Here is a 24,858-nt window from a genome sequence, read left to right on the forward strand (position 1 = left end):
CCTATGAGCAGTGGCAGCCCCGCCTTCCGCAGCGCAGCGACGGAGATCTCACGGCGAGCGAGTTGCGGGCTTTTCCTCATGCTACCTTTCTCCGGCGTTACTGCCTCGGCCATGCCCCGCCGCGCCGTTGATCCCGGGACGACGCCAGTCGAAGACACCGCCGCACAGACTGGCGGAGCGCCCGTGCGCCAGGAGGCCGATCGCGTCGGCTACAGGCCGCGGCGGACGGCGCGCAGGATCGTTCGGTATTAAACAAGCTCGACGACCTGGCGCTGTCGGTCATGGACTTCATGACCCCCGCACAAGCGCAAGCGGTGCGGGCACGCACCGGCACCGTCGAGGTAACCGACGCGCTCAACAAGGCGTTCGAAGCGGGCCAGGCTTCCGGTCGTACCGTGTACCTGCCTGACGGGCTCTATATCGTCGGAAACCTGTTATTTGGCTCCCAAAACCAAAAGGGACAATCAGCGGCGCCGCTCGGCCTGCAGGGACAAAGCAAAATGGGTGCGGTGCTACGCGCCAGGCCTGGATTGCGCGGCACCTTGCTGCAATCCTGGTCGCTTGCCGGGGTGACATTTTCCGATTTCAGCATCGAAACGACTGGCACGGACGCCCAGGCATGGGATTGCCAGTGGAAACCCGGCCCCGGCCCTTCAACGCAAAATGTCATCCGCCACATCATGGTCACGGGCGGCACGGCCCCGTTGCATGTCAATTGGGACAACCTCAACGATACCTACCCAACAGCAGTGACGGTGCGAGTGGACGATCCTGCCGCTGCGTCCTGCGGCATATCGATGGTCCAAAGCGGGGGCCTGAGCCTCATGCGCGAGTGCATATGGGCGAATTGCTATCTCAGATTCGGCACGCAGAATGGCAAGATCGATGGCTGCTGGGGACACGGTATCGAGTTTGCCGCGAACTCCCTCAACCATGTCGAGATCAGCGCAGGGTATCTATATGCTAACCCGACCCATCGCGCCGTGCTCTGGTCACAAAGCTATCAGGCGTTTCAGTCGGTCCGTGCGTTAATATGCATCGCCACCCAGTTCGTCACCGAAACGCCAGGCGCTGCGGCATATTTCGAATTGAATGCCTATAGCGAAATGCGGTTTTTGGGGTGCCAATGGATCGGCCTGACGAAGCCGCTTCTCGGAAAACGATCGCTTAGCGATAGCTATGCCAACGTCCTGGTCAAAATAGAAGGCGGCACCCACTCGGGGAACCTTGAGCTCAACGAGAATCCTCGATTTGAAATCGAATGCGAGGGTTTCATGAACTTCGCCACCGGAAGGATGGTGACGAAGAATCGAGGGGGCACGTTCGTACCGATCATTAGAGGCGCCGGCGCCGCCGCAGCCCCATATACCAGCGGGTCAAAGACCTTCGGCCGGTATCACCGCAGCGGCAACCTGGTACGATTCAAAATGCGGCTCGAATGGTCCGCACATGCCGGCGCCGGCAGCCGGTCGCGCCTCCAAATCGCAGGTCTGCCGCTGGCATATGACCCCGAGAGCATCGACAGCGTGTCGCTGGAATATTCCGGCACCACATTCGCCGGAAAACACGTGCTGCCCCAGATCGCGAATGGCGTCATTGATTTTCTGGCAACAGACGGCAGCACAGTTACGCTGCCCAAAAGCGGCGACCTGATCCTGTCTGGCAGCTATACGGTCCTGGCGTGAAAATCACACGCCGCGATGCGCAACCCTGACCAGCCACATTGGAATCGCGGGGACCCGGCGCGGAACCCGGATACCAAGTTCGGCCTCGATCGCGGCAATATCGACATGGACGCCCCAATTTCGTCGCCCGACGCCAATTTCGTAGGCGAGCAGATAGGGTATCCACCGCGCCCAGGATCGCGGCACCGTCCCGCCCTCGACGGCGGCTACTCTGCGCCGATAGTCGCGCGTGAAAAAGCCCTGCATCGTGGCTACTTTCATGGACTCGTTTTCCTGCAGCCGGACCGCGCAGAGCTGGTCGGCGACCTGGTCAAGCCCGGATCCTCGCGCGAATTTCAAGTGCAGGTCAAAATCCGCCGACGGAAACTCGCGCGCGTCAAAGCCTCCCATGGCGAGCGCCTCCCGAGTGCGGAAAAGAGCCCCCAGCGAGCTGCCCGCGATATTCCCCCAGAACAGCCGCCGGGGCGTAAGGCGGATACGTTGGCTAAACCCGAAACGAAGTAACCTATTTACTCTTAGCTTCAACTCAGTCTTGAATCCGCTAACGCCTTTGGGCTTAACCTCGCGATTGTCCATAATCCGCGCCTGGCATATTATTGATCCCACCGGCTTATGATCAATATAAGCCTGCATCTTCGTCAGAAATTCCGGAAACAGGAGATCGTCGTCGCTGAGTATTGTCGTCCATTCGCCACGCGCCAACGCCAGGCACCGATTCCAATTGCCAAACATCCCGATGTTTGTTTCGTTGACATAGTATCGAAGCGGCGGGCCGTCATAGTAGGACAAATAGCCTAAGACGGATTCTACATTCTCGGGTTCGGAGCAATTATCGACCACCAGGATCTCAAAATCCTCAAATCCCGTTTGCTTCGCTGCGGATTCCAAACTCTCGCGCAGAAATTCCGGACGATTGAAGGTCGGTATCGCAATGGTGACCGCATAATCTCTATCCTGGTAATTATCCGAGGCATAGCGACAATCGCGTATTACCACGCTCATCGTTCCAGCTCCTTCCAGAACATCAATGGCCACTTCCAATTATTATACGCCGCCTGGGCAAGGCCTTGCGCCGCGATCACCCCGATAATGCCCAGGCCAAGCCAGCAGCTAAGAGTCACCAGGACCGCAACTGCCACCCCGGAAACGAGCGCAGGCACCACGAACGGCACCTTGTTCGCCGTGGTAATGAGAAACGCATGGAGCGAATGGTTGCCCTCAAGCACCAGCACCACCGCCAACAGAAGCATCGAAGGAAAGGGAAGCGGGCCGACACTGCTCCGCAACGCATGCAGCAAGTGCGGCGCGAGCCAGACAACGGCGATCGAGCCGAACACGGCAATGGCAAGAAAGCTCAACACAGCGCGCGTGGCGATCCTAGACAGCGCGTCTCGGTTCCGGGCCACCCGGGCTGCGACGATTTGAGACAACGACATCTGCGCCGGAAGCTGCGCAATCGTAGCGACGGCCATCAACATCTGCAGGCTGATCGAGAAGGATCCCGCAGCTGTCAGGCCGTAGAAGGACGAAACCACGAAAACGTTCAACCGCGTGATCATAAAGGCACCCACGCCGACCAAGCCTAGCCGGGCCGCATTCGGCCCGATCTCGCGCAGCAATGCCTGCGGTCTCCCGGCTTCGATTTCGGTAGCCCTTGCCAGAGGCAGACGGGCCAAGAAAATGCCGCCCCCAACGCGCGCGATTATCTGCGCCCCAAGGAAGGCGGCAGATAAGCCAATCAGGCCTCCGCCCAGCAGCAACGCCGCGATGCCCAACAGCGCGGAACTCCCGCGGGACAGTACGAGAAACGTGTAGTTCTGCGCCCCGCGGCCTGACCCCAGAAGCAAGGCCGGAATCCAAAGAAAATAGACACCGAGCGCAGTCGCGGCGGAAAACAGAAACCACGACGTCATTACCGCTGTAAGATCGAGACCGCTCGATCGCGCCAATGGAATCAAGTAAAATGCCCCCACGATCCCAAGAATTGCCAAAAGCAAAAAAGCGAGAATTCCGTAAAGCTTGCGAGAAGCGACTAGCAAATTTGCTAACAATTTTAAATTCGGACCCGAAATTTCCTTGGAAGTATTATCGGAACTTTTGAAACTTGATGCCCCCGACCATGCAAGCGACACATATCGTGCAATCGTCGGTTGAAAGCCGAAATCGACCACGGCCGACAAACCCTGAGCGGCTATGAATATATACCATAAACCGACTTCCGGGGCACTCAACTCTCTCACGACAACGGGCAATAACAATAAACCCGAGCCATATTGAAGACTTTGGGCCAGAGCAGCTATCGCAAACCCGCGGCGCGCCATGACGGGACGAAGCAGGCGTTTCACGCCAAATGACAATCGGTGTCTGTGCGGTTCAATGCCACAATTAATCCGCGCCCTGGGACAGCCGAAGAATTTGATCGCTCAGGCGCCGTTTTGCACACCATCCAGGCACCAGATCTTCCGATTGTGGCGAAAACGGGTGCATCACCTCGCGCGCGCGATAGGGACGCCCACCGAAATTAGCCTCGATCGGGCGCCCAAGCGTTTCCGAGACAAGCGATGCGAGCGCGCGAACGCTCTGGCGCTCGTTGGAGACATAATAGGTCTCAGACAGTGTCCGTTGCTGCGCGAGCTGGTGCTCTGCCGCCAGCAAAAACGCATCCACCACATCGTCGATATGCGTCATATCGACGATCTGCTCGCCGGGCGACATATCGATCGGATCGCCGCTTTTCGCCGAATCAATCAGGATTTGCAGTAGCTTGCGGCGCTTGTCCCCGCGACCATAGGTGTCGAACAACCTAAGCGTGACGACCGAAAGATCGCGTGCGGAGGCATAATAGAGCAAAAGGTCTTCCGTCGCCTGTTTTGTCGCCGAATAGAGATTGACGGGGTGATAGTCCTTTCCCTGGAAATTCTGCCACGCGGTGCCGGTGTTGATGAGACAACGGCTTCCCGTGGCTGCCATTGCCTCCGCGAGGAGCGTCGGAAAGAGGATATTCGACTGCACCAGCGCGCCGATCTGGTCAGGCCGGTGTTCCGCCAGATACAGCGAGGCGAGGTGGAAGACGCTATCAGGACGGGACTCGGCGAAAACGGGCGTAAGGTCCTGCCCATCTTCAACGATGTGGAAATTCACGTCGCGGGCGAACGGCAGACAGTCGGTATTGCTTTGCGGTCGCACGATGGCATCGACCCGCCACCCTTCAGCGAGCAGGCGTTTGCTCAGTGCTCCGCCAATGAACCCGGTTATGCCCGTGACAAGCGCGCGACGAGTCATAATGCGGCGCCCTCCGGATCAAATGCGAAAGGCGTGGTAAAATCGGACAAGCGCGGATGCGCTGCGTCGCGGGCTGACAAGGCGGGCGCACGGACAGGCCAGTCGAAATCAATGCTGTCCCACGCGATGCCCAAATCGTGATCGGGCGCGTGAACGCTGGTGACCTTGTAATACATGCCGCTCGCATCGCGCATCGACACGAAACCATGCGCGCAGCCCGTCGGCAGGTATAGTCCCCGGCCATTTTCGGCGCTGAGCGTAAAGCCGAGCGCCTTGCCGAACGCGGGCGAGCCGCGGCGCAAATCAACCACGACATCAAGCACCTCGCCCGTCAGGCAGAAGACCATCTTGGCATGGTCCGCAGGCGGGCTCTGAAAATGCATGCCGCGCACGACACCCTTTGCCGAGGTAGAGAAATACTCCTCTCGCCAGTCGGTTCGCAGCCCCAGTTCCTCAAATCTGGGCATATGGAATGTCTTGGTAAAAGTGCCGCGCGGATCGCCCAGCACTTTCGCCTGCAGAACATAACAGCCCGGAATGTCCGTCGGCTCAGTGTCCATCACAACCTCAGAAATTCAGTCCGAAGAATTCTTCGAGCTTTCCGCCGACATAGTCGAAATGCTCCTGGCCCAGCGCCGGGTACAGGCCCAGCCAGAAGGTGTCGTTCATCACCCGGTCGGTGCGCGTCAGGTCGCCGACGACGCGGTAGTTTACGTGCTCGAAATAGGGCTGGCGGGTCAGGTTGCCGGCGAACAACAGGCGCGTGCCGATCTTGTTCTGGTCGAGGAAGCGCGTCACGTCGACGCGCTTGGCGTCCACGCCTTCGCGCAGCATCAGCGGGAAGCCGAACCAGGACGGGTCCGAATTGGGCGTCGCCTCGGGCAGGATGAAGATTTCTTCCAGGCTCTTCAGCCGCTCGGTGAGCAGGCCGAAATTGCGGCGGCGCGCGGCGACGAAACCCTCGGCGCGGTCGAGCTGCGCCAGGCCGCACGCGGCCTGCATGTCGGTGATCTTCAGGTTATAGCCGAGATGCGAATAGACATATTTATGGTCGTAGCCGAACGGCAGCGTGCCGTGCTGCTGGCCGAAGCGGACGCCGCAGGTATTGTCGCAACCCGGCGCGCAATAACAGTCGCGGCCCCAGTCGCGGATGCTCTCGATGATCGGGCGCAGCTCGAGCGACTGGGTGAACACCGCGCCGCCTTCGCCCATCGTGATGTGATGCGCGGGGTAGAAGCTGACCGTGGCGACATCGCCCCACAGCCCGACATTCTTGCCGTCATAGGTGGCGCCCAGCGCGTCGCAGCAATCCTCGACCAGCCACAAATCATGCTCGTCGCAGATGCGGCGCACTTCGGCGAGGTTGAACGGGTTGCCCAGCGTGTGTGCGATCATGATCGCGCCGGTCTTTTCGGTGATCGCCGCCTCGATCAGGCTGGCATCGATATTGTAGGTCGGCACGTCGACATCGACGAACACCGGAACCAGCCCGTGCTGGATCGACGGATTGACCGTGGTGGGGAAGCCCGCGGCGACGGTGATGACTTCGTCCCCCGGCTTCAGCCGGCGATCGCCGAGCTTGTGGCTGGTGAGGCACGACAGCGCCAGCAGGTTCGCCGACGAGCCCGAGGTGGTGGTGAGCACATAGGGCGCGCCCAGCAGCTTGGCGAGGCCGGCCTCGAACTCGGTGTTGAAGCGGCCCGTGGTCAGCCAGCCATCGAGCGACGCCTCGACCATCAGCTCGATTTCGGGCGCGCCGATCACCTTGCCGGCGGGCGGGATCACGCTTTCGCCGGGGACGAACGGCTTGGGCGCGAACTGGGCCTCGGCATATTGGCCGACAAGCTTGCGGATTTCGCGGCGGAGGTCGTCAGCGGTCATGGGTAGCAATCCTATGCGGGAACGGAAGGACTGGCGGCGGCAAAGCGCTCCAGCTCGGAAAGGCAGTAAGCGTGCATGTCGGCGCCCGACAGCCAGGCGCGGTGCCACGCGACGATGCGTTCGAGCGCCTCGCCCAGCGACCAGCGCGGTTGCCAGCCCAGACCGGCGCGCGCCTTGGAAATGTCGAGCTTGAGATAGCGCGCCTCGTGCGGCTGCGTACTGGCGTCATGGACCCAGTCGGCGCCCTCGCCCCATTGCGCGCAGAGCTTCTCGACGATCCACTGCACCGGCTGCGCATCGTCGTCGCGCGGGCCGAAATTCCATGCCTCGGCCGCGGCCTGCGGGTTCTCCCACAGCGCCTGGCACAGCACGAGATAGCCGCCGACCGGCTCGAGCACATGCTGCCACGGGCGGATCGCAACCGGATTGCGGATCTGCACCGGCTCGCCGGCGCCGATCGCACGCAATATGTCGGGGATCAGCCGGTCGGCCGCCCAGTCGCCGCCGCCGATGACGTTGCCGGCGCGCCCCGATGCGATCGCGACGGGGCTGCCGGCGCCGAAGAACGAACGGCGATAGGCAGAGGTGACAAGCTCCGCACAGCCCTTGGAATTGCTGTACGGGTCATAGCCGCCCATCGCCTCGTCTTCGCGATAGCCCCACACCCATTCGCGGTTCTCATAGCATTTGTCGGTGGTGACGACGCACACCGCGCGCACCGACGGCGCCTTGCGCACTGCCTCGAGCAGATGCACCGTCCCCATGACATTGGTGGCATAGGTCCCGACCGGATCGTCATAGGAGGCGCGCACCAGCGGCTGCGCGGCCATGTGGATCACGATTTCGGGATCGGCGGCGACCAGCGCCGCCTCCAGCACGTCGCGATCGCGGATATCGCCGAGGATCGAGGTCATGCCCTCGGCCACGCGCGCCACGTCGAACAGCGCAGGGTCGGTCGGCGGCGCGAGCGCGAAGCCGGTGACCCGTGCCCCCATCTTCTGGAGCCACAGCGCCATCCAGCTTCCCTTGAACCCGGTATGCCCGGTCAGGAAGACGCGCTTGCCCGCCCAGAAGGCAGGATCGACGACGCCCCTCACCATATGTGCCAAGGCGCCTTGCGAGCGTCCCACAGCGCTTCCAGATGCTGCTTGTCGCGCAGCGTATCCATCGGCTGCCAGAAACCGTGATGCTCATACGCCATCAGCTCGCCATCGGCGGCGAGGTTGCGCAACGGCTCCTGTTCCCAGGTGACGCCGTCGTCGGCGATATAGTCGATGACCTTGGGGCTCAGCACGAAATAGCCGCCGTTGATCATGCCGCCATCGCCCTTGGGCTTTTCCAGGAAATGCGTGACCTGCCCGTCCTCGATCTCGAGCGCGCCGAAGCGGCCCGGCGGATAGGTGGCGGTCATCGTCGCCAGCTTGCCATGGGCACGATGGAATGCGATCGACTTGGTAATGTCGATGTCGCCGACGCCGTCACCATAAGTGAAGAAGAAGAATTCCTCGTCCTTCACATGCTCCGCCACGCGCTTCAGCCGCCCGCCGGTCATGCTGTCATCGCCGGTATCGACCAGCGTCACGCGCCAGGGCTCGGCCCGCTTCTCGTGGACGATCATCTCATTCTCGCGCATGTCGAAGGTGACGTCGGACATGTGCAGGAAGTAATTGGCGAAATACTCCTTGATCACATAGCCCTTGTAGCCGCAGCAGATCACGAAATCGGTCACGCCGTGCGCGGCATAGATTTTGAGGATATGCCACAGGATGGGACGCCCGCCGATCTCGATCATCGGTTTGGGGCGGAGGCTGGTTTCCTCGGCGAAGCGCGTGCCGAGCCCACCGGCCAAGATAACAGCCTTCATCGATGTACCTCAGTTAGAACTGACAAATGCGTCGGAGAGGAAGCGCCGGGACGGAAGCCCAAGCGCCAGGAATTTTTCGCGTGCCGAAGCGATCATCGCGTTCGAGCCACACGCATAGACCATTGTTTCGGCGGGATCGAACCCATCGTCGGACGCTGCGTCGTGCACATATCCCCGCTTGCCGCTCCAACCCGCGTCGTTTCCCGATAGCAAGTGGTGGAAGCCGACGTCGAGGCCCAAAGTAACCGGGTCCCAGCAGAAGTTCTCCGCCTCGCGATTGCCCCAGAACACGCGCAGCCGGTGGCGGGCAGCCTGTGCCGGATCGGCCGCGATTTCCTCGAGCAGCGCCTTTACCGGCGCGATGCCGGTGCCCGTCGCGAGGAACAGGAGGTTCGCCGGCGCTTCGTCGCGCAGGAAGAAGGTGCCGAACGGCCCTTCGATCCGCACCAGGTCGTTGGGCTTGGCGCGCTCGAACCAATAGGCGCTCAGATGCCCGCCCGGATAGCGCTTGATCAGGAATTCCAGCAGCCCGTCGGCACGCGGCGCATTGGCAAGCGAATAGCTGCGCCGGACGCCATCGGCGAGAATATCGACATACTGGCCCGCCACGAAGCGCAGCGGCGAGGCTGGCGGGGTTCGCAACACGACGCGGACGATCTCGGGCGCAAGCTGCTCAATCGACACGATCCGCGCGGGCATGGTCTTGATCTCGATGCCGGCGAGCCGATCGAGCGGCTCGATATCGAGCGCAACGTCGCTGGCCGCAGCGCGGCAACAGGTGAGGATCATGCCCGCTGCGGCTTCTGCGGCGGTCAGGCTTTCTGCTTCAGAGCGCAGTACGGTGGTTTCGCCGGAAAGCACCGGCGCCTTGCAGATCCCGCACCGCCCGGTGCGGCAGCTATATTCAAGGATGATCCCCTGGTCGCGCGCGGCATCCAGAATGGAGCGGTCGGGCGCGACCTCGAAGCGCTTGCCCGACTGTAACGCAACGACCGGCATGACTTAACAGCTTCCTCAAATCCATTCTCGATAGTGTTCGAGAGTCTGTCATTAGCAGGATCGTCCGGGGGATCATCCCATTTCTGCACTGCACAATCCAGCATCGGTGCAGGCGTGCCCGATGTCCGCTCGGCTGCGCTTTGTCAAAGCACGATCACCCGGGTCGTCGCCCGCACGGGGCATCTGCACGCAATATGCTCTTCCGGGACCCGGCACTGCTACGGCAGTACAGCCTGTCGGGATGGCTCGACGACGTGCTGGACTGAGCCTCAGGCCTCGCCGTCAACGCGTAATCGCGAGCGAGTCCAGCCACATGTCGGTATCGACTGCGGGCGCCGTGACCAATGAAATCGACTGCATTGCGCAATCCGTAGCAGGAACGTCGAAGGCAAAGCGGAAGCTGCGCCCATTTTCGTCGGACGCAGGCAATACGAAACGCGCTAATTGAGCGCCGCGGGCGCATGCCAGTTCGAGCGCAGGGCGGGCAAGGGGATCTGCCGAAACATCGCCAGCCTGACCCTGGAACACATAATGGCCCGGTGAAAGGCCAAAAAGCTGTTGCGCCACCCCCCCCGAGTTTCCGGCACTCGTGACGACACGAAGCCCCAGACTGCCGTTCGGCACGATGTCGCGATAGGCCCGGATGCTGGTCTCGTCGCGCATCCACCAGGTGAAGGGCAGCAGGCTGTTGTTCGGTTCGAAATCGCCCCCTCGCAAGGACCGTGTCGATCCGGCAAGGCCCTCCATATGATTGGCCGCAAGCATCGCCCTGCGCTCATCGTTGAGTGACACCATCCGACGCAGTACATCTTCGGCCAGACTGCGTTGATCGACCTGGCGAATGTCCAACCGGATGGCCCGCAGCACGTCTGCCATCACTTGCGGATTGTCGCCTTCCTGTGCGAGCCGCTGGACATAGTCCTTCCACCACAGTGGCCGCTGCGCCAGCAAGGGCAGCAATTCCTTCCGAATGGCTGGATCGGAAGATGCCGTCAGCAATATGGGCAACAGCATCACGCGGGCCTCGGGCGACACCCGCATCGCCCGATCATAGTGCTTAAGGGCCTCAACCGAATCGTCCCGCGCCACCGCGTCCTCGATCAGCCAGAGCTGCGCGAAGGTATTGCGACGCGACAGCGTTTCCGACACGCGAAAGAGCGCGCGTGCCCCTGCCCTGTCCCGCCGGTAATCAGCGAGCGCCGCGAGCGCGCCGAGCGCATTGCTGTTCACTGGCTCCCGCAAGGCGGCAGCCCGAAGCTGCGCCCGTACCCGGTCCACCTTCTCGGGGGCGACCCGGTTGGCCTCGGCCACCACGGCCTGGCCCTCGGCCACCTTGGCCTGCACTCCCACCGGCCACCAGTCCAGGACGAGCGCGGGCCGCGTGCGGGCGAGTGTCAGGTCCAGGGTAACACCGGTCGCGACCCACAGCACGACCGCACCACCAATCAGGATCGCGGCCGTCTTTATGAAGACAAACGCCCGTGACATTCGCTTCGCAGCCTTACCATTTGCGCCGGGCGGCGGAGCCCTCGCCCTCGCCCTCGCCCTCGCCATAGCCATAGCCATAGCCATAGTCATAGCCATAGCCGCTGAACGAGCGCTTCGAATCGAACTTGGTCACGATCGCGCCGAAGATCGTCGTATCGGCACTGCGCAGGCGCGCGATCGCGGTGCGCGCGCTCGCCTTGTTCGTGCCGTGCGCCTCGACCACGAAGCAGACGCCCTCGACCTGGTTGGCGAGCAACGGCGCGTCGGCAAACCCCATCACCGGCGGCGCGTCGATCAGGATATGGTCGAACCGTTCGAGCAGCGTCGCCAGCGCCGGGCGCAGGCCGGGGCCGGAAAGCAATTCGGCGGTGCTGGGCGGATGCGGGCCGGCGGCAACGATCGACAGATTGGCGATGCCGCTTTCCTGAACCGCCGCGAGCGGAGCCTCCGATCCCGACAGGATGTTGCTAAGGCCGGGACCGCCCCGCAGATCGAGCATGTAATGGACGCTCGGCGAGCGCATGTCGCCGTCGATCAGCAACACCTTGCGCCCTTGCGACGCCAGCGTCTTTGCCAGACCGAGCGACGTCAGCGACTTGCCTTCGTTCGCGCGCGAACTGGTAATGACCAGCGTGCGCGGGAAGCCATGCTGGGTCGCCAGCGCAAGCGAGGTCTGGACCGAGAAATAGGCCTCGCTGAGCGGCGATTTGACGTCGAGCAAGGCCGGCACGAGCTCGCCCTCCATCTTGGGCACGACGCCGATGAGCGGAATGCGCAACAGCTCCGGCACTTCGGCAGGGTCGGACAGCGAGTCCTCGAGCTGCTCCAGGGCAAACGCCAGCGACACACCGGCCAATATCCCTGCGATCAACGCAAATGCCAGATTGAGCATCAGCTTGGGGCTCGACGGCTTGTCGGGCATGTCCCCGACGTCGACGACGGCGATGTTGTTGACGCCGACACCGCCGGCAACGCCGATTTCCTTGTAGCGCTGGAGCAGTGCGTCATAGAGCTGGCGGTTGGTATCCACCTCGCGCATCAGGATATTATACTGGGTGCTCCGCCGACGCAGGTCGAACAGCCCGGTCTTGAGGCTGTCGACCTTGCCCGACAACACGGCTTCGCGTTGCTGCGCCGCTTGATAGGTCTGCTGCAGCGTCGAACGAACCCGGCTTTCTTCCTGCGCGATCGACTTGTCCATCGTGACGATCTGCGCCTTGAGCGCCTGGGCAGGCGGATAGGCGGCGTCGAACTTCTCCAGCATCTCGGCATATTGCACCGACAACTCGGCACGACGCGCCCGCATCTGCGAAATGCCGGTGTTGGACAGGGCCTCCTGTACATCGCCGCCGCGCGCGCCGAGACGGCTCTGCGCCTCGATCCGCTGCGCCGTGGCGCTGGCAAGCTCCTTGTTCAATGCGACAAGATCCTCGGCCACCAGCGAACGCTCGGTGGTGGTGCCCGAATTGGCAGCGGTCCCGGTCTCGCCGGGCAGGTTCACGATGTCCTGCTTCGCGGCATAATCGACGAGCTGGCGTTCCGCCTGGTCGATCCGCGTGCGGAGCTGGCCAAGCCGTTCCTCCAGGAACTTTCGGGCATAGGATGTCGCCGCATAGCGCCGGTCGAGCGTCGCCTGGACGAAATGCGCCGCCCAGGAATCGACGATCTTCTTGGAGAAATTGACGTCGGGACTGGTGAAGCTGATCGTGGCAAGCCGCGACTGGCGCACGATCGTCACTTTGATATTGTCGAGCAGCAGTTCGCTTGCCTCGCGCACCCGTTCTTCGCGGGTCGAGGCGTTGGGGATCAGGCGATCGTTGCTGAACCATGCCTGCGCCTTGCGGGACTTGAGCATCCGGAAGAATCCGGCATTGTCCTGGAGACGGTCGTCGGTGGCGACACTGCCCGCAAGCGAGATCGAACGCAGCAGCCCGGCCTGGGTCTCGTAGAATTCGGGGTCGACTGTGCTGGAAGTGCGGGAATCGACGCCGTCGACATTGGTGAAGTTGCGCGTTTCGCGCTGGATCTCGACAACCGTCTTCGACGTGAACTGCGGCGTCATCAGAAGCGTTATGACTATGCCGAGCAGCAGGGCGCCCACGACCGATCCAACGATAAGCCACTTGCGCTTCTTCAGGGTCGCGATGACCCAGGCAAGCGACAGGTTCAGCCGCGCTTCCTGCGGGCTGCCGCCTACATCGATCAACGTGTCGTCGGCGCTGCGCATCGCGTTCCCGGTCCGTTCGTACTGCATGATCATCTGACTCTGACGGATATTACTGGGTGATCAGATAGATCAGCGGTGTGGTGATCAACGGCGCGGCCGTCACGAGATCGCGGAAGACGCGCCGTGCCTGGTCGTCGCCGACATAGATCAGGTCATTCGAGAAGATTTCGGGATCCTCATATATCCCCTGCCGGATCGCGCGCAGGTCATAGAGCGCGGCGTAGCGCTTGCCCTCGACGTTGCGGAACACGACCACATAATTCTCGCGGGCGAATTCGGTAGTGCCCGACGCGCGCGCGATAGCCCGCATCAGCGACATCCGCCCGACCAGGGGATAGATTCCCGGCGTGGCGACCGAACCGTCGACGGTGATGACCTGGCTGGCCGCGGTGACGATGTTGACCGTGACCTGCGGGTTGCGGACATGCGCCTGACGAAACCGGGTGACCAGTTCGGCGGTGAGTTCGTCGGCAGTCATGCCGGAAACCTTGAGTGCGCCGACCATCGGCAGAGCGATCTGCCCGGTCAGGTCGACCGTGACATTCTTGCTGAGTTCGTCGATGCCGAAAACCTCGACCGTCAACTGGTCCGACGGGCCGATGACATAGGGCCGCGCCGGAATCGTCAGGTCGGCGCGCACCGGCTCGGGCAGCGGCTTATTGTCGAAAACCGTCAGGCCTGGGCGCCCTTCAAACCTAGGGGATGCACATGCGGAAAGGGCCAGCGCAGCCACTAAAATGCTGCAGGATAACGCTCTAGTTTTCATTGAGACCTTGCCAGCTACCACCCCACGGGCGAGCGCCCGGGTTAGCCGGGGGCTCTGCCGGTTGCAACCCTTCGCAATGTTGCGACGCAATAGGGTCTTAACCATCAGCTTGAGCGCAAATTTTCTAGAAACTCGAAATCACGCCAAACACCCCTTCAACCAAACCCTCTTAAGATCATCGAGTTAATAGGTGAACCTTGATATCATTTCGGATCCTGCCAATAAAATGGCTGCATCGACAAGCGCCGCTTCCAGCGGTTCGACAATAGGGCCTCTCTGCTTCCCATCTTGTAGCCGGCATATTTGGCAAAGGTCCGGATGATTGCAGAGGGTAGTTGGGTGGGATCGTGTCGTGCCAGATAGGCAAGTTCCGATTTGACGAAGCGAAGCCCCTCGCCCTCGGCGGCACCAAAGGTTTCGATCAGCCAGCGGTTGCGCCCATGGAATACGCCGACATCGAAATAGCGACGAAACTCCTCCATCATCGTATAGCCGTGGCTGTGCACGACTTCGGCGTCGCCGCGATAGGCGATGCGCCAGCCATCGATGAGCATACGTGCGGCAACGAGCTGGTCCTCGGCAAAGAACGCATCCTCCGGAAAGCCTCCGGCCTGATCGAGCGCACTTCGTCGGTAGGCAGCAAAGGAATCGGAGCAGAAGACCGTTTTGACGCCGCTGCGATCGCGATCCTTCAGCTCGCGCACTTCCGAGTGCGCGGGATAGTTTATCAGCCGCGCATGACGCTCTATCCCGCGCGCAACCGTGCGGGGCAATTGCCGCCCATACGCCATGCCTGTGCCCGGATCCGCAAAGGCATCGACCAGGCGGAGGATCGCATCGCCCCCCTGGGGGATCGCGTCCTGCGTCATCATGACGATGATCTCGGCCTCGGGTCGCATCTCAACTGCGCGTTGGCGGGTGCCGCCATGATTGAACGTCCGCCGATCGATCTCGACTACCGTGGCGCCGAAATCCCGGAACGCGTTACGGGTTTCGTCCTGCGACTGGGAATCTATGACGAGGTACCGTTCGGGCGCAATATTCTGGCGTTCCAGCGCGGGCAGCAGCGTCGACAGATATCTGCCTGCGTTGAGAGTGGGAATAACGATCGATAATCGCGTTTGATCGTCAGGCCGATATAGCAAGTCCGTCACCTCGATATGGCACGCGTGACCAATGGCCCGCATATTCTACGCCCGCAACGCCAGCCTGGCTTGCCGTTTTTCAGCCTACCGCGAGCAGCGCGGATATGCCCCCGAGGGCATTGGATTGAAAGTGTCAATCAAAGACCCCCATTTGGCTATCTGCGGCGTCAATCAGCGTATCAAGCGGGCTCCAGGGGGCATGTCTTTTATTTGGAGAATTCGAACACCGATCCGCTCTAGTGACGCGAGTTGCTTTGTGCCAATGCGGCGCCGCACCATATGGCGGCAGGTTTCCAACCACGACTAAAGATGGGTATAGGGATAGGATAGGGTATGGATTGGGCGGGGCGATATGGAATTTTGTCGGTATAAATCCAAATATGGTAATTACTGAGTTAATTGGAATATATGCTAGGTAAAAATGGCATCGGATCGGTCCAGATTGGCACTCAACATAGTTGGGTGGATGAGGACTGCAATATCGAAAGGGTGACCTCCAAGCGCGGCGTCCGGATGCGGCTTCTTACGACGCTCGCGTTTATCGATATCGCCATGATATGCGCTGGCTTGACGTTCGTGGCCTGGATGTACCTTGGGCAGGCAAACAACCCGCGCCTGGTGACCTTTCTGTGCCTGGTCCTTCCCATCTATTACCTGACCGCCATCCGGCAACAGGCCTACCGACCGGCGAGCGTCATCCGCGCGTCGCGTAGTACCCGGCGTGCCTGCCTGTCCTTTCTGACTGCGGTGCTGATCGTCATCAGCATAACCTTCATCATCAAATCCTCCGACAACCTGTCTCGCGGCATCTCCATCGGCGGAACACTGGCGAGTTGCCTGCTTCTGTCGCTGGGTCGCTATCTCTTTGCGCACCATGCCTTTTCGGCATTGAACGGCAGCCCTGAAAGCGAAGTGGTGCTGGTCGACAATTTCGCGCCGCCGCAAGGCTGCACGGCGTTCAAGATCGATGTCGAGGCGCTGAATATTCGCCCCGACATCAACGATCCCGTGATGCTCGACCGGATCGGCAGCCTGATCCATGAGGCCGATCGGGTGATCGTCGCGTGCCATCCCGAACGGCGTTCCGAATGGTCGCTTGCCCTCAAGGGGGCCGGGGTCAATGTCGAGGTGCTGATGCCCGAGCTGGACGCGATCGGCGCCATCAGCACCACGCGCTATTATGACGTCGCGACAACGCTGATCGCCACCGGTCCGCTGAATGCCGTCGACAGCATCATAAAGCGGTTGTTCGACCTTGCCGTCGCAATCCCGGCCATCATCATCCTGTCGCCGCTCATGATCGTCGTGGCGCTTCTGATCCGGCTCGATTCTCCAGGGAATGTGTTGTTCACGCAGATGCGGATCGGCAAGGGCAACCGCATGTTCCGGATGTTCAAGTTCCGAAGCATGCGCACCGACCTGCTCGATCACAACGCCAGCAAGCTAACCACGCGCAACGACGCGCGCGTCACGCGCATCGGCAAATTCATCCGCAAGACCAGCATCGACGAGCTTCCCCAGCTGCTCAACGTGCTGCGCGGCGACATGAGCATCGTCGGTCCGCGACCGCACGCGACGGGTGCCCTGGCCGGGGATGCGCTGTATTGGGAAGTGACCTCGCATTATTGGAGCCGCCATGCCGTGAAGCCCGGCCTCACCGGCCTTGCCCAGGTGCGGGGCTTCCGCGGCAACACCGAGACCGGCGACGACCTGGTCAACAGGCTGCAGGCCGACCTCGCCTATCTCGAATCCTGGACGATCTGGCGCGATGTCATGCTCGTGTTCCAGACCTTCCGCGTACTGACTCACCGCAACGCATTCTGATTTGCGGTTGCGCGTGCGGCACGGGTGCATAAGGTCGCGCCGATATTGCCCAACACAGGCCTTGGCGTCGGCAATGCCGACTATGCCCTGCCCCAAAAAGACGAGACCCGTCCCGTGCCCTCCCACCGCCTTGCCCGTCCCCGCCGCGTCGGACCTGCCGCAAGAACATGGACCGTGCCGCCCATCCCGATAATCGCCTTTGCGATATTCGGGCTTGCCGTCGCGTTCACGGGCGGATCTTCGCGGCCAGACAATATCTGGCTATTGGGCCTGCGCCCGATCGCGGTGCTATGCATCGTTGCAATGCTGCTGACGGCGCGTCCGGATTGGCGCAGCATTCGTCCGCTGCCTCTGTTGCTGGCACTATTTGCTACGACGATAGCGATCCAGCTTGTGCCGCTTCCCTCGGCGATATGGCAGAGCCTGCCAGGCAGGGAAACCTATACCCGCGTAGCCCAGGCTCTGGGCGGCGCCGGACAATGGCATCCACTGGCGCTATCCCCCGACCGCACATGGAATAGCCTTATCGCGCTGATGGTACCGTTCGGAATCATGCTGGGCTTTCTCCTGTTGAACGAACGCCAGCGCCGCCTGCTGCTGCTCCCCGTTCTGGGAACGATAGCGTTCAGCATGCTGCTAGGCGTCGCGCAGATCGCCAGCGGCGGCTCTTCGATGCTCTATTGGTACAAGATCAGCGGGCATGATCAGTTGATAGGCCTGCTCGCAAATCGCAACCACCAAGGCGCGATGCTCGCAATGGCGCTACCACTGATCAGGGCCTGGACGCTCTTTCCGACTCGGAGCCCTCAGGAAAGTCGGCATCGCCTGCTCATGGGGCTGGCGGCTGCCGCCGTGATCCTACTCTACATTCTGGTCCTCGGCTCGCGGGCCGGGTTGGTGCTGGCAGTGGTCGGACTGGTCGCGGCGCTTCTGGTCGCGCCGACCTTGGGCGCGACACGACTTTCAGTGCGGGCGCGCTGGCTGGCAGCGGGCGGGTTCGCGGTCGGAATTGCCGCGATCGTGGTATTGGTCCTGAGCATGGATCGCGCGGTCGCGATCGGGCGCCTCGTCGACGATGACCTGAGCACCGAGGGCCGCCTGGCCGCGCTGCCCACACTGCTGCGCATCGTGGGCGACACGTTCCCGTTCGGCACCGGCTTCGGATCCTTCGTGCCGGTCTATGCCAGCTATGAACCCGATGCGCTGCTCAAGACTACCTATTTCAACAACGCCCATAACGACCTGATCGAACTGGTGATCACCGGAGGCCTGCCGGCGCTGGCAGTGTTTCTGGCCTTCTTCGTCTGGTGGCTATGGACGAGCTGGCGGCGCTTCACCTCCCCTGCCCGATCGCAGAGCTGGCGCGCACTGCACCGTGCCGCGTCCTTTGCGATCCTCGTCCTTTTGCTGGCCAGCATTGCCGATTATCCGCTGCGCACCCCTCTGCTCGGCGCCGTCTTCACACTGCTGTGCTGCTGGCTGGCATATACCCCTGCGAATGGAACGTCCGACTCCCATGACTGAAAACCCCGTCCAGCTCCTCCGCCCCAAGCGCTTCGGCGATGCCCGTGGGTGGTTCACCGAAGTCTATTCGGTGCCCGTGTTCGAAGCGCTCGGCATCGGCTGCACCTTCGTCCAGGACAATCATTCGCTGTCGGTCCCCGCCTTCACGCTGCGCGGGCTGCATTTCCAGGTGCCGCCGCGCGGGCAGGACAAGCTGGTGCGGTGCGTTCGCGGGGCGATCTTCGACGTGGCGGTCGATGTGCGGCGCGGGTCGCCCACTTATGGTAAATGGGTCGGTGCCGAACTGAACGCCGAGAACGGGCATCAGCTCTTTATCCCGATCGGCTTCGCGCACGGCTTCGTCACGCTCGAGCCCGATTGCGAAGTCAGCTATAAATGCTCGGACACCTATGCCCCGCAGCAGGATGGCGGCATCCGCTGGGACGATCCGGCGATTGGCATAGAATGGCCCCTCCCCGCCGGCGCGGTGCCCGAGCTGTCGCCCAAGGACGCCGTGCAGCCGCTGCTGGCCGATTTCGACAGTCCCTTTCCCTATGACGGGCGCCCGCTGGCCCCGCTCGCCTGAAGGATATTCCCATGCGCATTTTCGTCACCGGCGGGGCCGGCTTCATCGGCTCGGCGCTCGTCCGCCACCTGATCGCGAATACGAGCCATGAAGTGCTCAATTTCGACAAGCTGACCTATGCCGGCACGCTGACCACGGTCGACGGAGTCGCGCAGTCGAACCGCTATCGCTTCGTCCAGGCCGATATCTGCGATGCCGAGGCGGTGCGCGCGGCGATCGCCGAGTTCCGGCCTGACGTCATCACCCATCTCGCGGCCGAAAGCCATGTCGACCGTTCGATCGACGGGCCCGGCGCGTTCATCCAGACCAATATGGTCGGCACCTATACGATGCTGGCCGAGGCGCGCGCCTATTGGCTGGGGCTGGAGCCCGAGGCAAAGGCGGCGTTCCGCTTCCACCATATCTCGACCGACGAGGTCTACGGCTCGCTCGGCGACACCGGGCTGTTCACCGAGGAAACGCCCTATGACCCGCGCTCGCCCTATTCGGCGAGCAAGGCGGGGTCGGACCATCTCGTATCGGCATGGGGCCACACCTATGGCCTGCCGGTGCTGATCACCAATTGCTCGAACAATTACGGGCCGTATCACTTCCCCGAAAAGCTCATTCCGCTGATGATCGCCAAGGCGCTGGATGGCGAGACGCTGCCGATCTACGGCAAGGGCGACCAGGTCCGCGACTGGCTCTATGTCGAGGACCATGTCCGCGCGCTGCAAACGGTGTTCGAGCGCGGGGAGCCGGGGCGAACCTATAATATCGGCGGGCATAATGAGCGCCAGAATATCGAAGTGGTGCAGACGCTCTGCGCGATCCTCGACGAGCTGCGCCCGCGCGCCGATGGCCAGCCCTATGCCGCGCAGATGGCCGAAGTCGCCGACCGGCCCGGGCACGACAAACGCTATGCGATCGACGCAGCGCGGATCGGTGCCGAACTGGGCTGGCACCCCGCCGAGACGTTCGAGAGCGGCATCCGCAAGACGGTGGAATGGTATCTGGCGAATGAGGGCTGGTGGCGCCCGCTGGTCGCCGCCAAGGCCGCCGAGCGCCGGGGCGTCGCCGCGTGAGTGACGCGGACGACATGTCGGCACGTATAGCTGTCGGCATGTCTACACCTCGACAGATACTCGTCACCGGCGCGAACGGCCAGCTCGGCACCGAACTGGCCCGCCTCGCCTGGCCGGATGGCTTTGAAGTGGTCGCGCTGGGCCGCGACGCGCTCGACCTGTCCGATCCCGCCGCGCTAGCGGCCAAGGTGGCGGAACACCCCTGGGCCGCGGTGATCAACGCCGCCGCCTATACCGCAGTCGACAAGGCGGAGAGTGACCAGGTGGCGGCCTGGACCGTCAACGCGCTGGCCCCCGCCGCGCTTGCCGCCGCCTGCGCCGCGGCGGGCGTTCCGATCGTCCAGGTCTCGACCGACTATGTCTTCGCCGGCGACCGGGCCGGCGCGTGGCAAGTCGACGACCCCGTCGCCCCGCTCGGCGTCTATGGCGCGTCCAAGCTGGGCGGCGAGCTCGCAGTGCGGACCTCGGGCGCGCGCCACGCAATCGTGCGCACCGCCTGGGTGGTGAGCGCGCATGGCAACAACTTCGTCAGGACGATGCTGCGCGTCGCGCCGAACAACCCGGTGCTGCGCGTGGTCGACGACCAGAGCGGCAGCCCGACCGGCGCCGCCGATCTGGCGCAGGCGCTGGCGACGATCGCAGTGCGCCTGGCCGAGGATGCCGACGCGCCTGTCGGAACCTTCCATTTCAGCAATGAAGGCGCGGTCACCTGGGCCGGGTTCGCGCGCGCGATCTTCGCCCAGTCGGGGCTGCGCGGCGGCCCGGTGGCCGACGTCACGCCGATCGCCACCGCCGACTATCCCACCCCTGCCCGGCGCCCGGCCAATTCGCTGCTGAGCACCGCGACGCTCACTGCCGCCTATGGCATCGTGCCCCGCCCCTGGGACGCGGCGCTGGCCGACATCCTCGATGAACTGATCGGAACACGCATATGAAGGGCATCATCCTGGCCGGTGGCTCGGGCACAAGGCTGCACCCGGCGACGCTGGCGGTGAACAAGCAGCTGTTGCCGGTCTATGACAAGCCGATGATCTATTATCCGCTGTCGGTGCTGATGCTCGCCGGAATCCGCGAGATACTGATCATCTCGAGCCCCGAATATCTGGGTAATTACCGCAATTTGTTCGGCGACGGCGCCGGGCTCGGCCTCGCCATCTCCTATGCCGAACAGCCCCGGCCCGAAGGGCTGGCACAGGCGTTCACGATCGGCGCGGACTTTATCGGCACCGATAACGTCGCGCTGGTGCTGGGCGACAATATCTTCTTCGGCGCGCATCTGACCGACCTGCTCGCCAGCGCGGTCGCGCGCACCCACGGCGCGACGGTGTTCAGCTACCGCGTCGAGGACCCCGAACGCTACGGCGTGGTCGAACTCGGCGAAGGCGGCAAGGCGCTGTCGATCGAGGAAAAGCCCAGCGCGCCCAAGTCCAACCATGCGGTGACCGGGCTGTATTTCTACGACAACCGCGTCGTGGAAATGGCCCGCACGCTGGCGCCCTCGCCGCGCGGCGAGCTCGAGATCACCGACATCAACCGGCTGTACATGGAAGCGGGCGATCTGTTCGTCGAACAGATGGGCCGCGGCTATGCGTGGCTCGACACCGGCACGCATGACAGCTTGTTGGAGGCCAGCGAGTTCGTCCGCACGCTCCAGCACCGCCAGGGCATCCAGATCGCGTGCCTCGAGGAAGTCGCCTTCGAAATGGGCTTTATCGACGCCGACCAGGCGCGGGCGGCGGGCGAGCGGTTCGCCAAGACCGCCTATGGGCGCGCGATCTTGCTGGCGGTGGAGGGGCGTGATAGCTGTTAAATGATTGCCTGTTCAGGCTCGGAAATTATACTGTAGATACTCTCAACTTTACGGTAATATAATGACCAACCGACGGAATATCGCAGACATTATCGTTTCTCGCCTTGAGGCTGAGAAGGATCGCATGAAGGCGCAATATGCCGAATCGCGCGATCGTATCGGATATTTCTACATCGATGATCTTTTGCCCGAAGAAATGGCTTTGGCGATACATCGCCAGTTTCCAAAACCGGAGGCGATGAAGCTGAAAAAGAGTATTCGTGAATATAAATATATCGCCGCGCAGATGGATCAATATGATCCCATCCTTGAAGAGAGCGTCTATGCTTTTCATGATACCCGTGTCGTAGATTTGATCAAGGACATATGCGGTATCAAATCCGCGTATCCCGACATTCATCTATATGCTGGCGGCATATCGATGATGGGCAAGGATCAGTACCTTAACCCGCACATCGATAATTCGCACGATAAAGATCGCTCGCGCTGGCGAGTCCTGAATCTTTTATACTATGTCAGCCCGGAGTGGCACGAAGATAACGGTGGTAATCTGGAGTTGTGGCCGAGTGGCGTCGAGCAAGATCAGATCACAGTCCATAGCCGCTTCAATCGCCTTGCCGTCATGGCTACGCATAACGACTCGTGGCATTCGGTCAGTCCGATCACGGCCGACGACTTTCGATGCTGTGTTTCCAATTATTATTTCGCCGACGAAGCTTTGAAGGCCGATGACAGCTTCCATGTCACGTCATTCCGTGGCCGGCCCGAGCAGAAAGCGCGCGATATCGTGCTCCGCGCCGATGCCGCTGCGCGGATGGCCGTGCGAAAGATATTCGCCAAGGGCGTGGTAGAGAACAAGCATGTCTATAAACGGGATGTAGACTGACCCACCGCGGCGCGGTTCAGCAAGACAGCCTATGATCGCGTGATCGCGAATGCAGCAGAAGAAGAATAGCGCCCAAGCCTCAGCCCAGTTGAAAGCTGACTGTGAACACCGTTTGCTGGGGCTGGGGAACGCGGGAAATATCGAGGTTGCGCCGCGTTTCCGCCATGCGCTTCTCTTCGAACGCTTGGCAACTAACGTCCAGAGGCGAGAACACCCAGCCATTGCCATAGGGTGCATATGAAGTGCGCAGATAGTTGGCAAACGCAGTCCGAATGAACGCCGGCTCAGAACGCGAGCGAAAGATCGACGTGACGATAAGCCCCTGCCCTCGCGGGCTGGTGCTGGACGCAGTGCAATACACATAGGCCGTCGGCTTGACGAGCGGCATGGGGGCCGCAGCAACCAGCGCGGCGCCGCCCAACAGGCTGGCGATCAGCACGCCTCAACCCGTCGTCGGTGGCGCAAAACAGACTTGTACGCGCGCGGTCTGCGCCGCGTCCTGTTCCACCCCGATTATGGCCACCTGGGTATGATAGACGCCCTTGCCCTTGCCATTGGGACCGACGCTATAGCGAAGCCCGACATCTCCCGGCGCCGCCACGACAATGCGGTCTCCTTGCACCTCTGGTGTCGTACGCAGCGCCGCGGCGATGCAAGACGCGACCGCCTGAACGTCGGCCGTTATATAGACACCGGCGTTTGCACCGGGCGGCAGCTTGCCGGGCGGTACGGCGCTGTTACCGACACATGCACCGGCAGCGAGGGGAATCGAAAGAGCTAGGACGCGAAACATACGCTTCCTCTACGCGGGCCGCACAGCAGTGCAAAGCGGTTTAGGCGCAATCGGCGCAAACCACGCAGCTTTAGCGGCCCCTAATCCCCGATCGGGCTTTCGCCGTGCTTGCGCAGGACGTCGTTGAAGGCTTCCGCCATCACGTCCTGAAGGCTGCGGCCCTGGCGCCTTGCCAGCATGTGCATCGCGAACGACATTTCGGGGCTGAAAAAGCCCGCGATCTGCTTGCGGCCTTCGCGGCTTTGCGCGCGGGGGGCGGGTTGGGGTGCCCCCTCCCCTGCCCCGCTGGCGGGCGCGGCAATGGTCGGTGCGGGTGCCGGCGCCGGGATCACGGCGGGGGCGTGGCTGCGCAGATTGGCGAAACTGGGCTTGCGGCTCATGCGGTGACTTTCTTGCGGCGCGGTGTCGGCATGTCTAGCTGTCTACACGTCCACGCGTAGAGTTGTCGAATTTCCTCGGCGGCCTTGCCCTCGGGCTCGGTCTCCATGACGCTGCGCCCCTCGGCGCTGGCGTGGCGATAGGCGGCGCGATCGGGGATCTGCAACGGGCAGGGCGGGGTGCCGAAGCTTTCGACCAGTTCGCCGGCCTCCTGATAAACGCGCGGCGCATTGGGGCTGCCCGCGGTGAACACCACGAACGCCGGCTTCTTGAGCAGCTGGACCAGCTTCGCCGTGGTCTGGATCGCCGACAAGTCGAACGCGCTCGGGCGGCACGGGACCAGCACCAGATCGGCGACTTCGACAGCGGCGCGCGCGGCGCTGTCGGCGTGCGGTGGGGTGTCGATCACGATCACTTCGGCGCCTTGCTCGAGCGCCTGCGCGACCTTCGCGGCGAGGCGGGGCGGGGGGCTGTCGATCACTTCGGGCGGGGCGTCGTGGCGCCAGGCGGCCCATTGGCTCGCGGTCGCCTGGGGATCGGTGTCGATGACCAGCGCGACGCGCCCCGCCTCCTGCGCCGCGGCGGCGAGATGCAGCGCAAGCGTGGTTTTCCCCGCGCCGCCCTTCTGGCTGATGATGGCGATGACCGGCATGGCGTTCTCCCTGGGTGTCTACATG

At 62.4% G+C, this 24,858-nt stretch carries 24 protein-coding genes; 8 read left to right on the forward strand and 16 right to left on the reverse strand.

The features are described 5' to 3' along the window. The first annotated feature begins 281 nt into the window (after nucleotides 1-281). Nucleotides 282-1,685, forward strand: coding sequence for a pectate lyase family protein (locus TS85_RS23680; protein WP_044337064.1), 1,404 nt, complete (start codon nucleotides 282-284; stop codon nucleotides 1,683-1,685). Between the two features lie 3 nt (nucleotides 1,686-1,688). Here the strand turns inward: TS85_RS23680 and TS85_RS23685 are convergent, their stop codons facing one another. The 12 genes from TS85_RS23685 to TS85_RS23740 form a co-directional block, all read right to left on the reverse strand. Further along, nucleotides 1,689-2,687, reverse strand: coding sequence for a glycosyltransferase family A protein (locus TS85_RS23685; protein WP_044337066.1), 999 nt, complete (start codon nucleotides 2,685-2,687; stop codon nucleotides 1,689-1,691). After that, a complete protein-coding gene (wzx, locus tag TS85_RS23690; RefSeq protein ID WP_155006624.1) occupies nucleotides 2,684-4,030 on the reverse strand; it encodes an O-unit flippase-like protein in 1,347 nt (448 codons plus the stop codon). The genes TS85_RS23685 and wzx overlap by 4 nt, the downstream gene beginning before the upstream one ends. Before the next feature lie 40 nt (nucleotides 4,031-4,070). Then, on the reverse strand, nucleotides 4,071-4,967 hold the full coding sequence (locus TS85_RS23695; protein WP_044337070.1) for an NAD-dependent epimerase/dehydratase family protein: 897 nt from the start codon (nucleotides 4,965-4,967) through the stop codon (nucleotides 4,071-4,073). Continuing rightward, entirely contained in the window at nucleotides 4,964-5,527 is a 564-nt protein-coding gene (gene rfbC, locus TS85_RS23700) for a dTDP-4-dehydrorhamnose 3,5-epimerase (RefSeq protein ID WP_173426293.1), read from the reverse strand. The genes TS85_RS23695 and rfbC (TS85_RS23700) overlap by 4 nt, the downstream gene beginning before the upstream one ends. Nucleotides 5,528-5,534: 7 nt before the next feature. Further along, a complete protein-coding gene (gene rfbH, locus TS85_RS23705; protein WP_044337074.1) occupies nucleotides 5,535-6,848 on the reverse strand; it encodes a lipopolysaccharide biosynthesis protein RfbH in 1,314 nt (437 codons plus the stop codon). Nucleotides 6,849-6,859: 11 nt separating this feature from the next. Further along, nucleotides 6,860-7,948: a CDP-glucose 4,6-dehydratase gene (gene rfbG / locus TS85_RS23710; RefSeq protein WP_155006625.1), complete on the reverse strand. Its 1,089-nt coding sequence runs from the start codon at nucleotides 7,946-7,948 to the stop codon at nucleotides 6,860-6,862. Next, a complete protein-coding gene (gene rfbF, locus TS85_RS23715) occupies nucleotides 7,942-8,712 on the reverse strand; it encodes a glucose-1-phosphate cytidylyltransferase (RefSeq protein ID WP_044337076.1) in 771 nt (256 codons plus the stop codon). The genes rfbG and rfbF overlap by 7 nt, the downstream gene beginning before the upstream one ends. 9 nt (nucleotides 8,713-8,721) lie before the next feature. After that, nucleotides 8,722-9,711: an FAD-binding oxidoreductase gene (locus TS85_RS23720; protein WP_044337078.1), complete on the reverse strand. Its 990-nt coding sequence runs from the start codon at nucleotides 9,709-9,711 to the stop codon at nucleotides 8,722-8,724. Nucleotides 9,712-9,993: 282 nt separating this feature from the next. Then, entirely contained in the window at nucleotides 9,994-11,199 is a 1,206-nt protein-coding gene (locus TS85_RS23725) for a hypothetical protein (RefSeq protein WP_044337080.1), read from the reverse strand. A gap of 13 nt (nucleotides 11,200-11,212) precedes the next feature. Beyond that, entirely contained in the window at nucleotides 11,213-13,453 is a 2,241-nt protein-coding gene (locus tag TS85_RS23730) for a GumC family protein (protein ID WP_162184764.1), read from the reverse strand. A gap of 22 nt (nucleotides 13,454-13,475) precedes the next feature. Next, nucleotides 13,476-14,066 carry a polysaccharide biosynthesis/export family protein gene (locus tag TS85_RS23735; RefSeq protein WP_052508152.1) on the reverse strand — a complete coding sequence of 197 codons (591 nt, stop codon included), beginning with the start codon at nucleotides 14,064-14,066 and terminating at the stop codon, nucleotides 13,476-13,478. A 329-nt stretch (nucleotides 14,067-14,395) separates the two neighbouring features. Next, entirely contained in the window at nucleotides 14,396-15,379 is a 984-nt protein-coding gene (locus TS85_RS23740) for a glycosyltransferase family 2 protein (RefSeq protein ID WP_077228907.1), read from the reverse strand. Between the two features lie 366 nt (nucleotides 15,380-15,745). On the opposite strand from TS85_RS23740, the gene TS85_RS23745 reads away from it, so the two are divergent. The 7 genes from TS85_RS23745 to TS85_RS23775 all read left to right on the forward strand — a co-directional run bounded on the left by TS85_RS23745 (nucleotide 15,746) and on the right by TS85_RS23775 (nucleotide 23,010). Beyond that, a complete protein-coding gene (locus TS85_RS23745) occupies nucleotides 15,746-17,161 on the forward strand; it encodes an exopolysaccharide biosynthesis polyprenyl glycosylphosphotransferase (protein ID WP_077228908.1) in 1,416 nt (471 codons plus the stop codon). A 174-nt stretch (nucleotides 17,162-17,335) separates the two neighbouring features. Beyond that, complete coding sequence (locus TS85_RS23750) at nucleotides 17,336-18,685, forward strand: O-antigen ligase family protein (protein ID WP_044337089.1); 1,350 nt, start codon at nucleotides 17,336-17,338, stop codon at nucleotides 18,683-18,685. Further along, on the forward strand, nucleotides 18,678-19,250 hold the full coding sequence (gene rfbC / locus TS85_RS23755) for a dTDP-4-dehydrorhamnose 3,5-epimerase (protein WP_044337091.1): 573 nt from the start codon (nucleotides 18,678-18,680) through the stop codon (nucleotides 19,248-19,250). The genes TS85_RS23750 and rfbC (TS85_RS23755) overlap by 8 nt, the downstream gene beginning before the upstream one ends. An 11-nt stretch (nucleotides 19,251-19,261) precedes the next feature. Further along, complete coding sequence (rfbB, locus tag TS85_RS23760) at nucleotides 19,262-20,314, forward strand: dTDP-glucose 4,6-dehydratase (RefSeq protein ID WP_044337093.1); 1,053 nt, start codon at nucleotides 19,262-19,264, stop codon at nucleotides 20,312-20,314. Between the two features lie 38 nt (nucleotides 20,315-20,352). Then, nucleotides 20,353-21,249, forward strand: a complete 897-nt coding sequence (rfbD, locus tag TS85_RS23765; protein ID WP_044337095.1) for a dTDP-4-dehydrorhamnose reductase — start codon at nucleotides 20,353-20,355, stop codon at nucleotides 21,247-21,249. After that, entirely contained in the window at nucleotides 21,246-22,124 is an 879-nt protein-coding gene (gene rfbA / locus TS85_RS23770; protein ID WP_044337096.1) for a glucose-1-phosphate thymidylyltransferase RfbA, read from the forward strand. Before rfbD ends, rfbA begins: the two co-directional genes overlap by 4 nt. 61 nt (nucleotides 22,125-22,185) lie before the next feature. Further along, the gene (locus tag TS85_RS23775) at nucleotides 22,186-23,010 is read left to right on the forward strand and encodes a 2OG-Fe(II) oxygenase (RefSeq protein WP_044337097.1); all 825 of its coding nucleotides are present in this window, start codon (nucleotides 22,186-22,188) and stop codon (nucleotides 23,008-23,010) included. A gap of 79 nt (nucleotides 23,011-23,089) precedes the next feature. On the opposite strand, the gene TS85_RS23780 is transcribed toward TS85_RS23775, so the two are convergent. The 4 genes from TS85_RS23780 to parA all read right to left on the reverse strand — a co-directional run bounded on the left by TS85_RS23780 (nucleotide 23,090) and on the right by parA (nucleotide 24,833). Beyond that, the gene (locus TS85_RS23780) at nucleotides 23,090-23,449 is read right to left on the reverse strand and encodes a hypothetical protein (RefSeq protein WP_044337099.1); all 360 of its coding nucleotides are present in this window, start codon (nucleotides 23,447-23,449) and stop codon (nucleotides 23,090-23,092) included. A gap of 3 nt (nucleotides 23,450-23,452) precedes the next feature. Continuing rightward, the gene (locus TS85_RS25715) at nucleotides 23,453-23,803 is read right to left on the reverse strand and encodes a hypothetical protein (protein WP_155006627.1); all 351 of its coding nucleotides are present in this window, start codon (nucleotides 23,801-23,803) and stop codon (nucleotides 23,453-23,455) included. Between the two features lie 80 nt (nucleotides 23,804-23,883). Next, complete coding sequence (locus TS85_RS23785) at nucleotides 23,884-24,183, reverse strand: ribbon-helix-helix domain-containing protein (protein WP_044337101.1); 300 nt, start codon at nucleotides 24,181-24,183, stop codon at nucleotides 23,884-23,886. Next, nucleotides 24,180-24,833 (reverse strand): ParA family partition ATPase, encoded by a 654-nt coding sequence (gene parA / locus TS85_RS23790; RefSeq protein ID WP_044337103.1) that lies wholly within the window; start codon nucleotides 24,831-24,833, stop codon nucleotides 24,180-24,182. Before parA ends, TS85_RS23785 begins: the two co-directional genes overlap by 4 nt. Between the last annotated feature and the right edge of the window lie 25 nt (nucleotides 24,834-24,858).

The sequence above is a fragment of the Sphingomonas hengshuiensis genome, assembly GCF_000935025.1.
Lineage (GTDB): Bacteria > Pseudomonadota > Alphaproteobacteria > Sphingomonadales > Sphingomonadaceae > Sphingomonas > Sphingomonas hengshuiensis.

Excerpts from the sequence above, each read along its gene's own strand:
- TS85_RS23680 (WP_044337064.1), top strand. The coding sequence starts at position 282 with ATGGACTTCATGACCCCCGCACAAGCGCAAGCGGTGCGGGCACGCACC.
- TS85_RS23685 (WP_044337066.1), bottom strand. The coding sequence starts at position 2,687 with ATGAGCGTGGTAATACGCGATTGTCGCTATGCCTCGGATAATTACCAG.
- TS85_RS23695 (WP_044337070.1), bottom strand. The coding sequence starts at position 4,967 with ATGACTCGTCGCGCGCTTGTCACGGGCATAACCGGGTTCATTGGCGGA.
- rfbC (WP_173426293.1), bottom strand. The coding sequence starts at position 5,527 with ATGGACACTGAGCCGACGGACATTCCGGGCTGTTATGTTCTGCAGGCG.
- rfbH (WP_044337074.1), bottom strand. The coding sequence starts at position 6,848 with ATGACCGCTGACGACCTCCGCCGCGAAATCCGCAAGCTTGTCGGCCAA.
- rfbG (WP_155006625.1), bottom strand. The coding sequence starts at position 7,948 with ATGGTGAGGGGCGTCGTCGATCCTGCCTTCTGGGCGGGCAAGCGCGTC.
- rfbF (WP_044337076.1), bottom strand. The coding sequence starts at position 8,712 with ATGAAGGCTGTTATCTTGGCCGGTGGGCTCGGCACGCGCTTCGCCGAG.
- TS85_RS23720 (WP_044337078.1), bottom strand. The coding sequence starts at position 9,711 with ATGCCGGTCGTTGCGTTACAGTCGGGCAAGCGCTTCGAGGTCGCGCCC.
- TS85_RS23725 (WP_044337080.1), bottom strand. The coding sequence starts at position 11,199 with ATGTCACGGGCGTTTGTCTTCATAAAGACGGCCGCGATCCTGATTGGT.
- TS85_RS23730 (WP_162184764.1), bottom strand. The coding sequence starts at position 13,453 with ATGCAGTACGAACGGACCGGGAACGCGATGCGCAGCGCCGACGACACG.
- TS85_RS23740 (WP_077228907.1), bottom strand. The coding sequence starts at position 15,379 with ATGCGGGCCATTGGTCACGCGTGCCATATCGAGGTGACGGACTTGCTA.
- TS85_RS23745 (WP_077228908.1), top strand. The coding sequence starts at position 15,746 with ATGCTAGGTAAAAATGGCATCGGATCGGTCCAGATTGGCACTCAACAT.
- rfbC (WP_044337091.1), top strand. The coding sequence starts at position 18,678 with ATGACTGAAAACCCCGTCCAGCTCCTCCGCCCCAAGCGCTTCGGCGAT.
- rfbB (WP_044337093.1), top strand. The coding sequence starts at position 19,262 with ATGCGCATTTTCGTCACCGGCGGGGCCGGCTTCATCGGCTCGGCGCTC.
- rfbD (WP_044337095.1), top strand. The coding sequence starts at position 20,353 with ATGTCTACACCTCGACAGATACTCGTCACCGGCGCGAACGGCCAGCTC.
- rfbA (WP_044337096.1), top strand. The coding sequence starts at position 21,246 with ATGAAGGGCATCATCCTGGCCGGTGGCTCGGGCACAAGGCTGCACCCG.
- TS85_RS23775 (WP_044337097.1), top strand. The coding sequence starts at position 22,186 with ATGACCAACCGACGGAATATCGCAGACATTATCGTTTCTCGCCTTGAG.
- TS85_RS25715 (WP_155006627.1), bottom strand. The coding sequence starts at position 23,803 with ATGTTTCGCGTCCTAGCTCTTTCGATTCCCCTCGCTGCCGGTGCATGT.
- TS85_RS23785 (WP_044337101.1), bottom strand. The coding sequence starts at position 24,183 with ATGAGCCGCAAGCCCAGTTTCGCCAATCTGCGCAGCCACGCCCCCGCC.
- parA (WP_044337103.1), bottom strand. The coding sequence starts at position 24,833 with ATGCCGGTCATCGCCATCATCAGCCAGAAGGGCGGCGCGGGGAAAACC.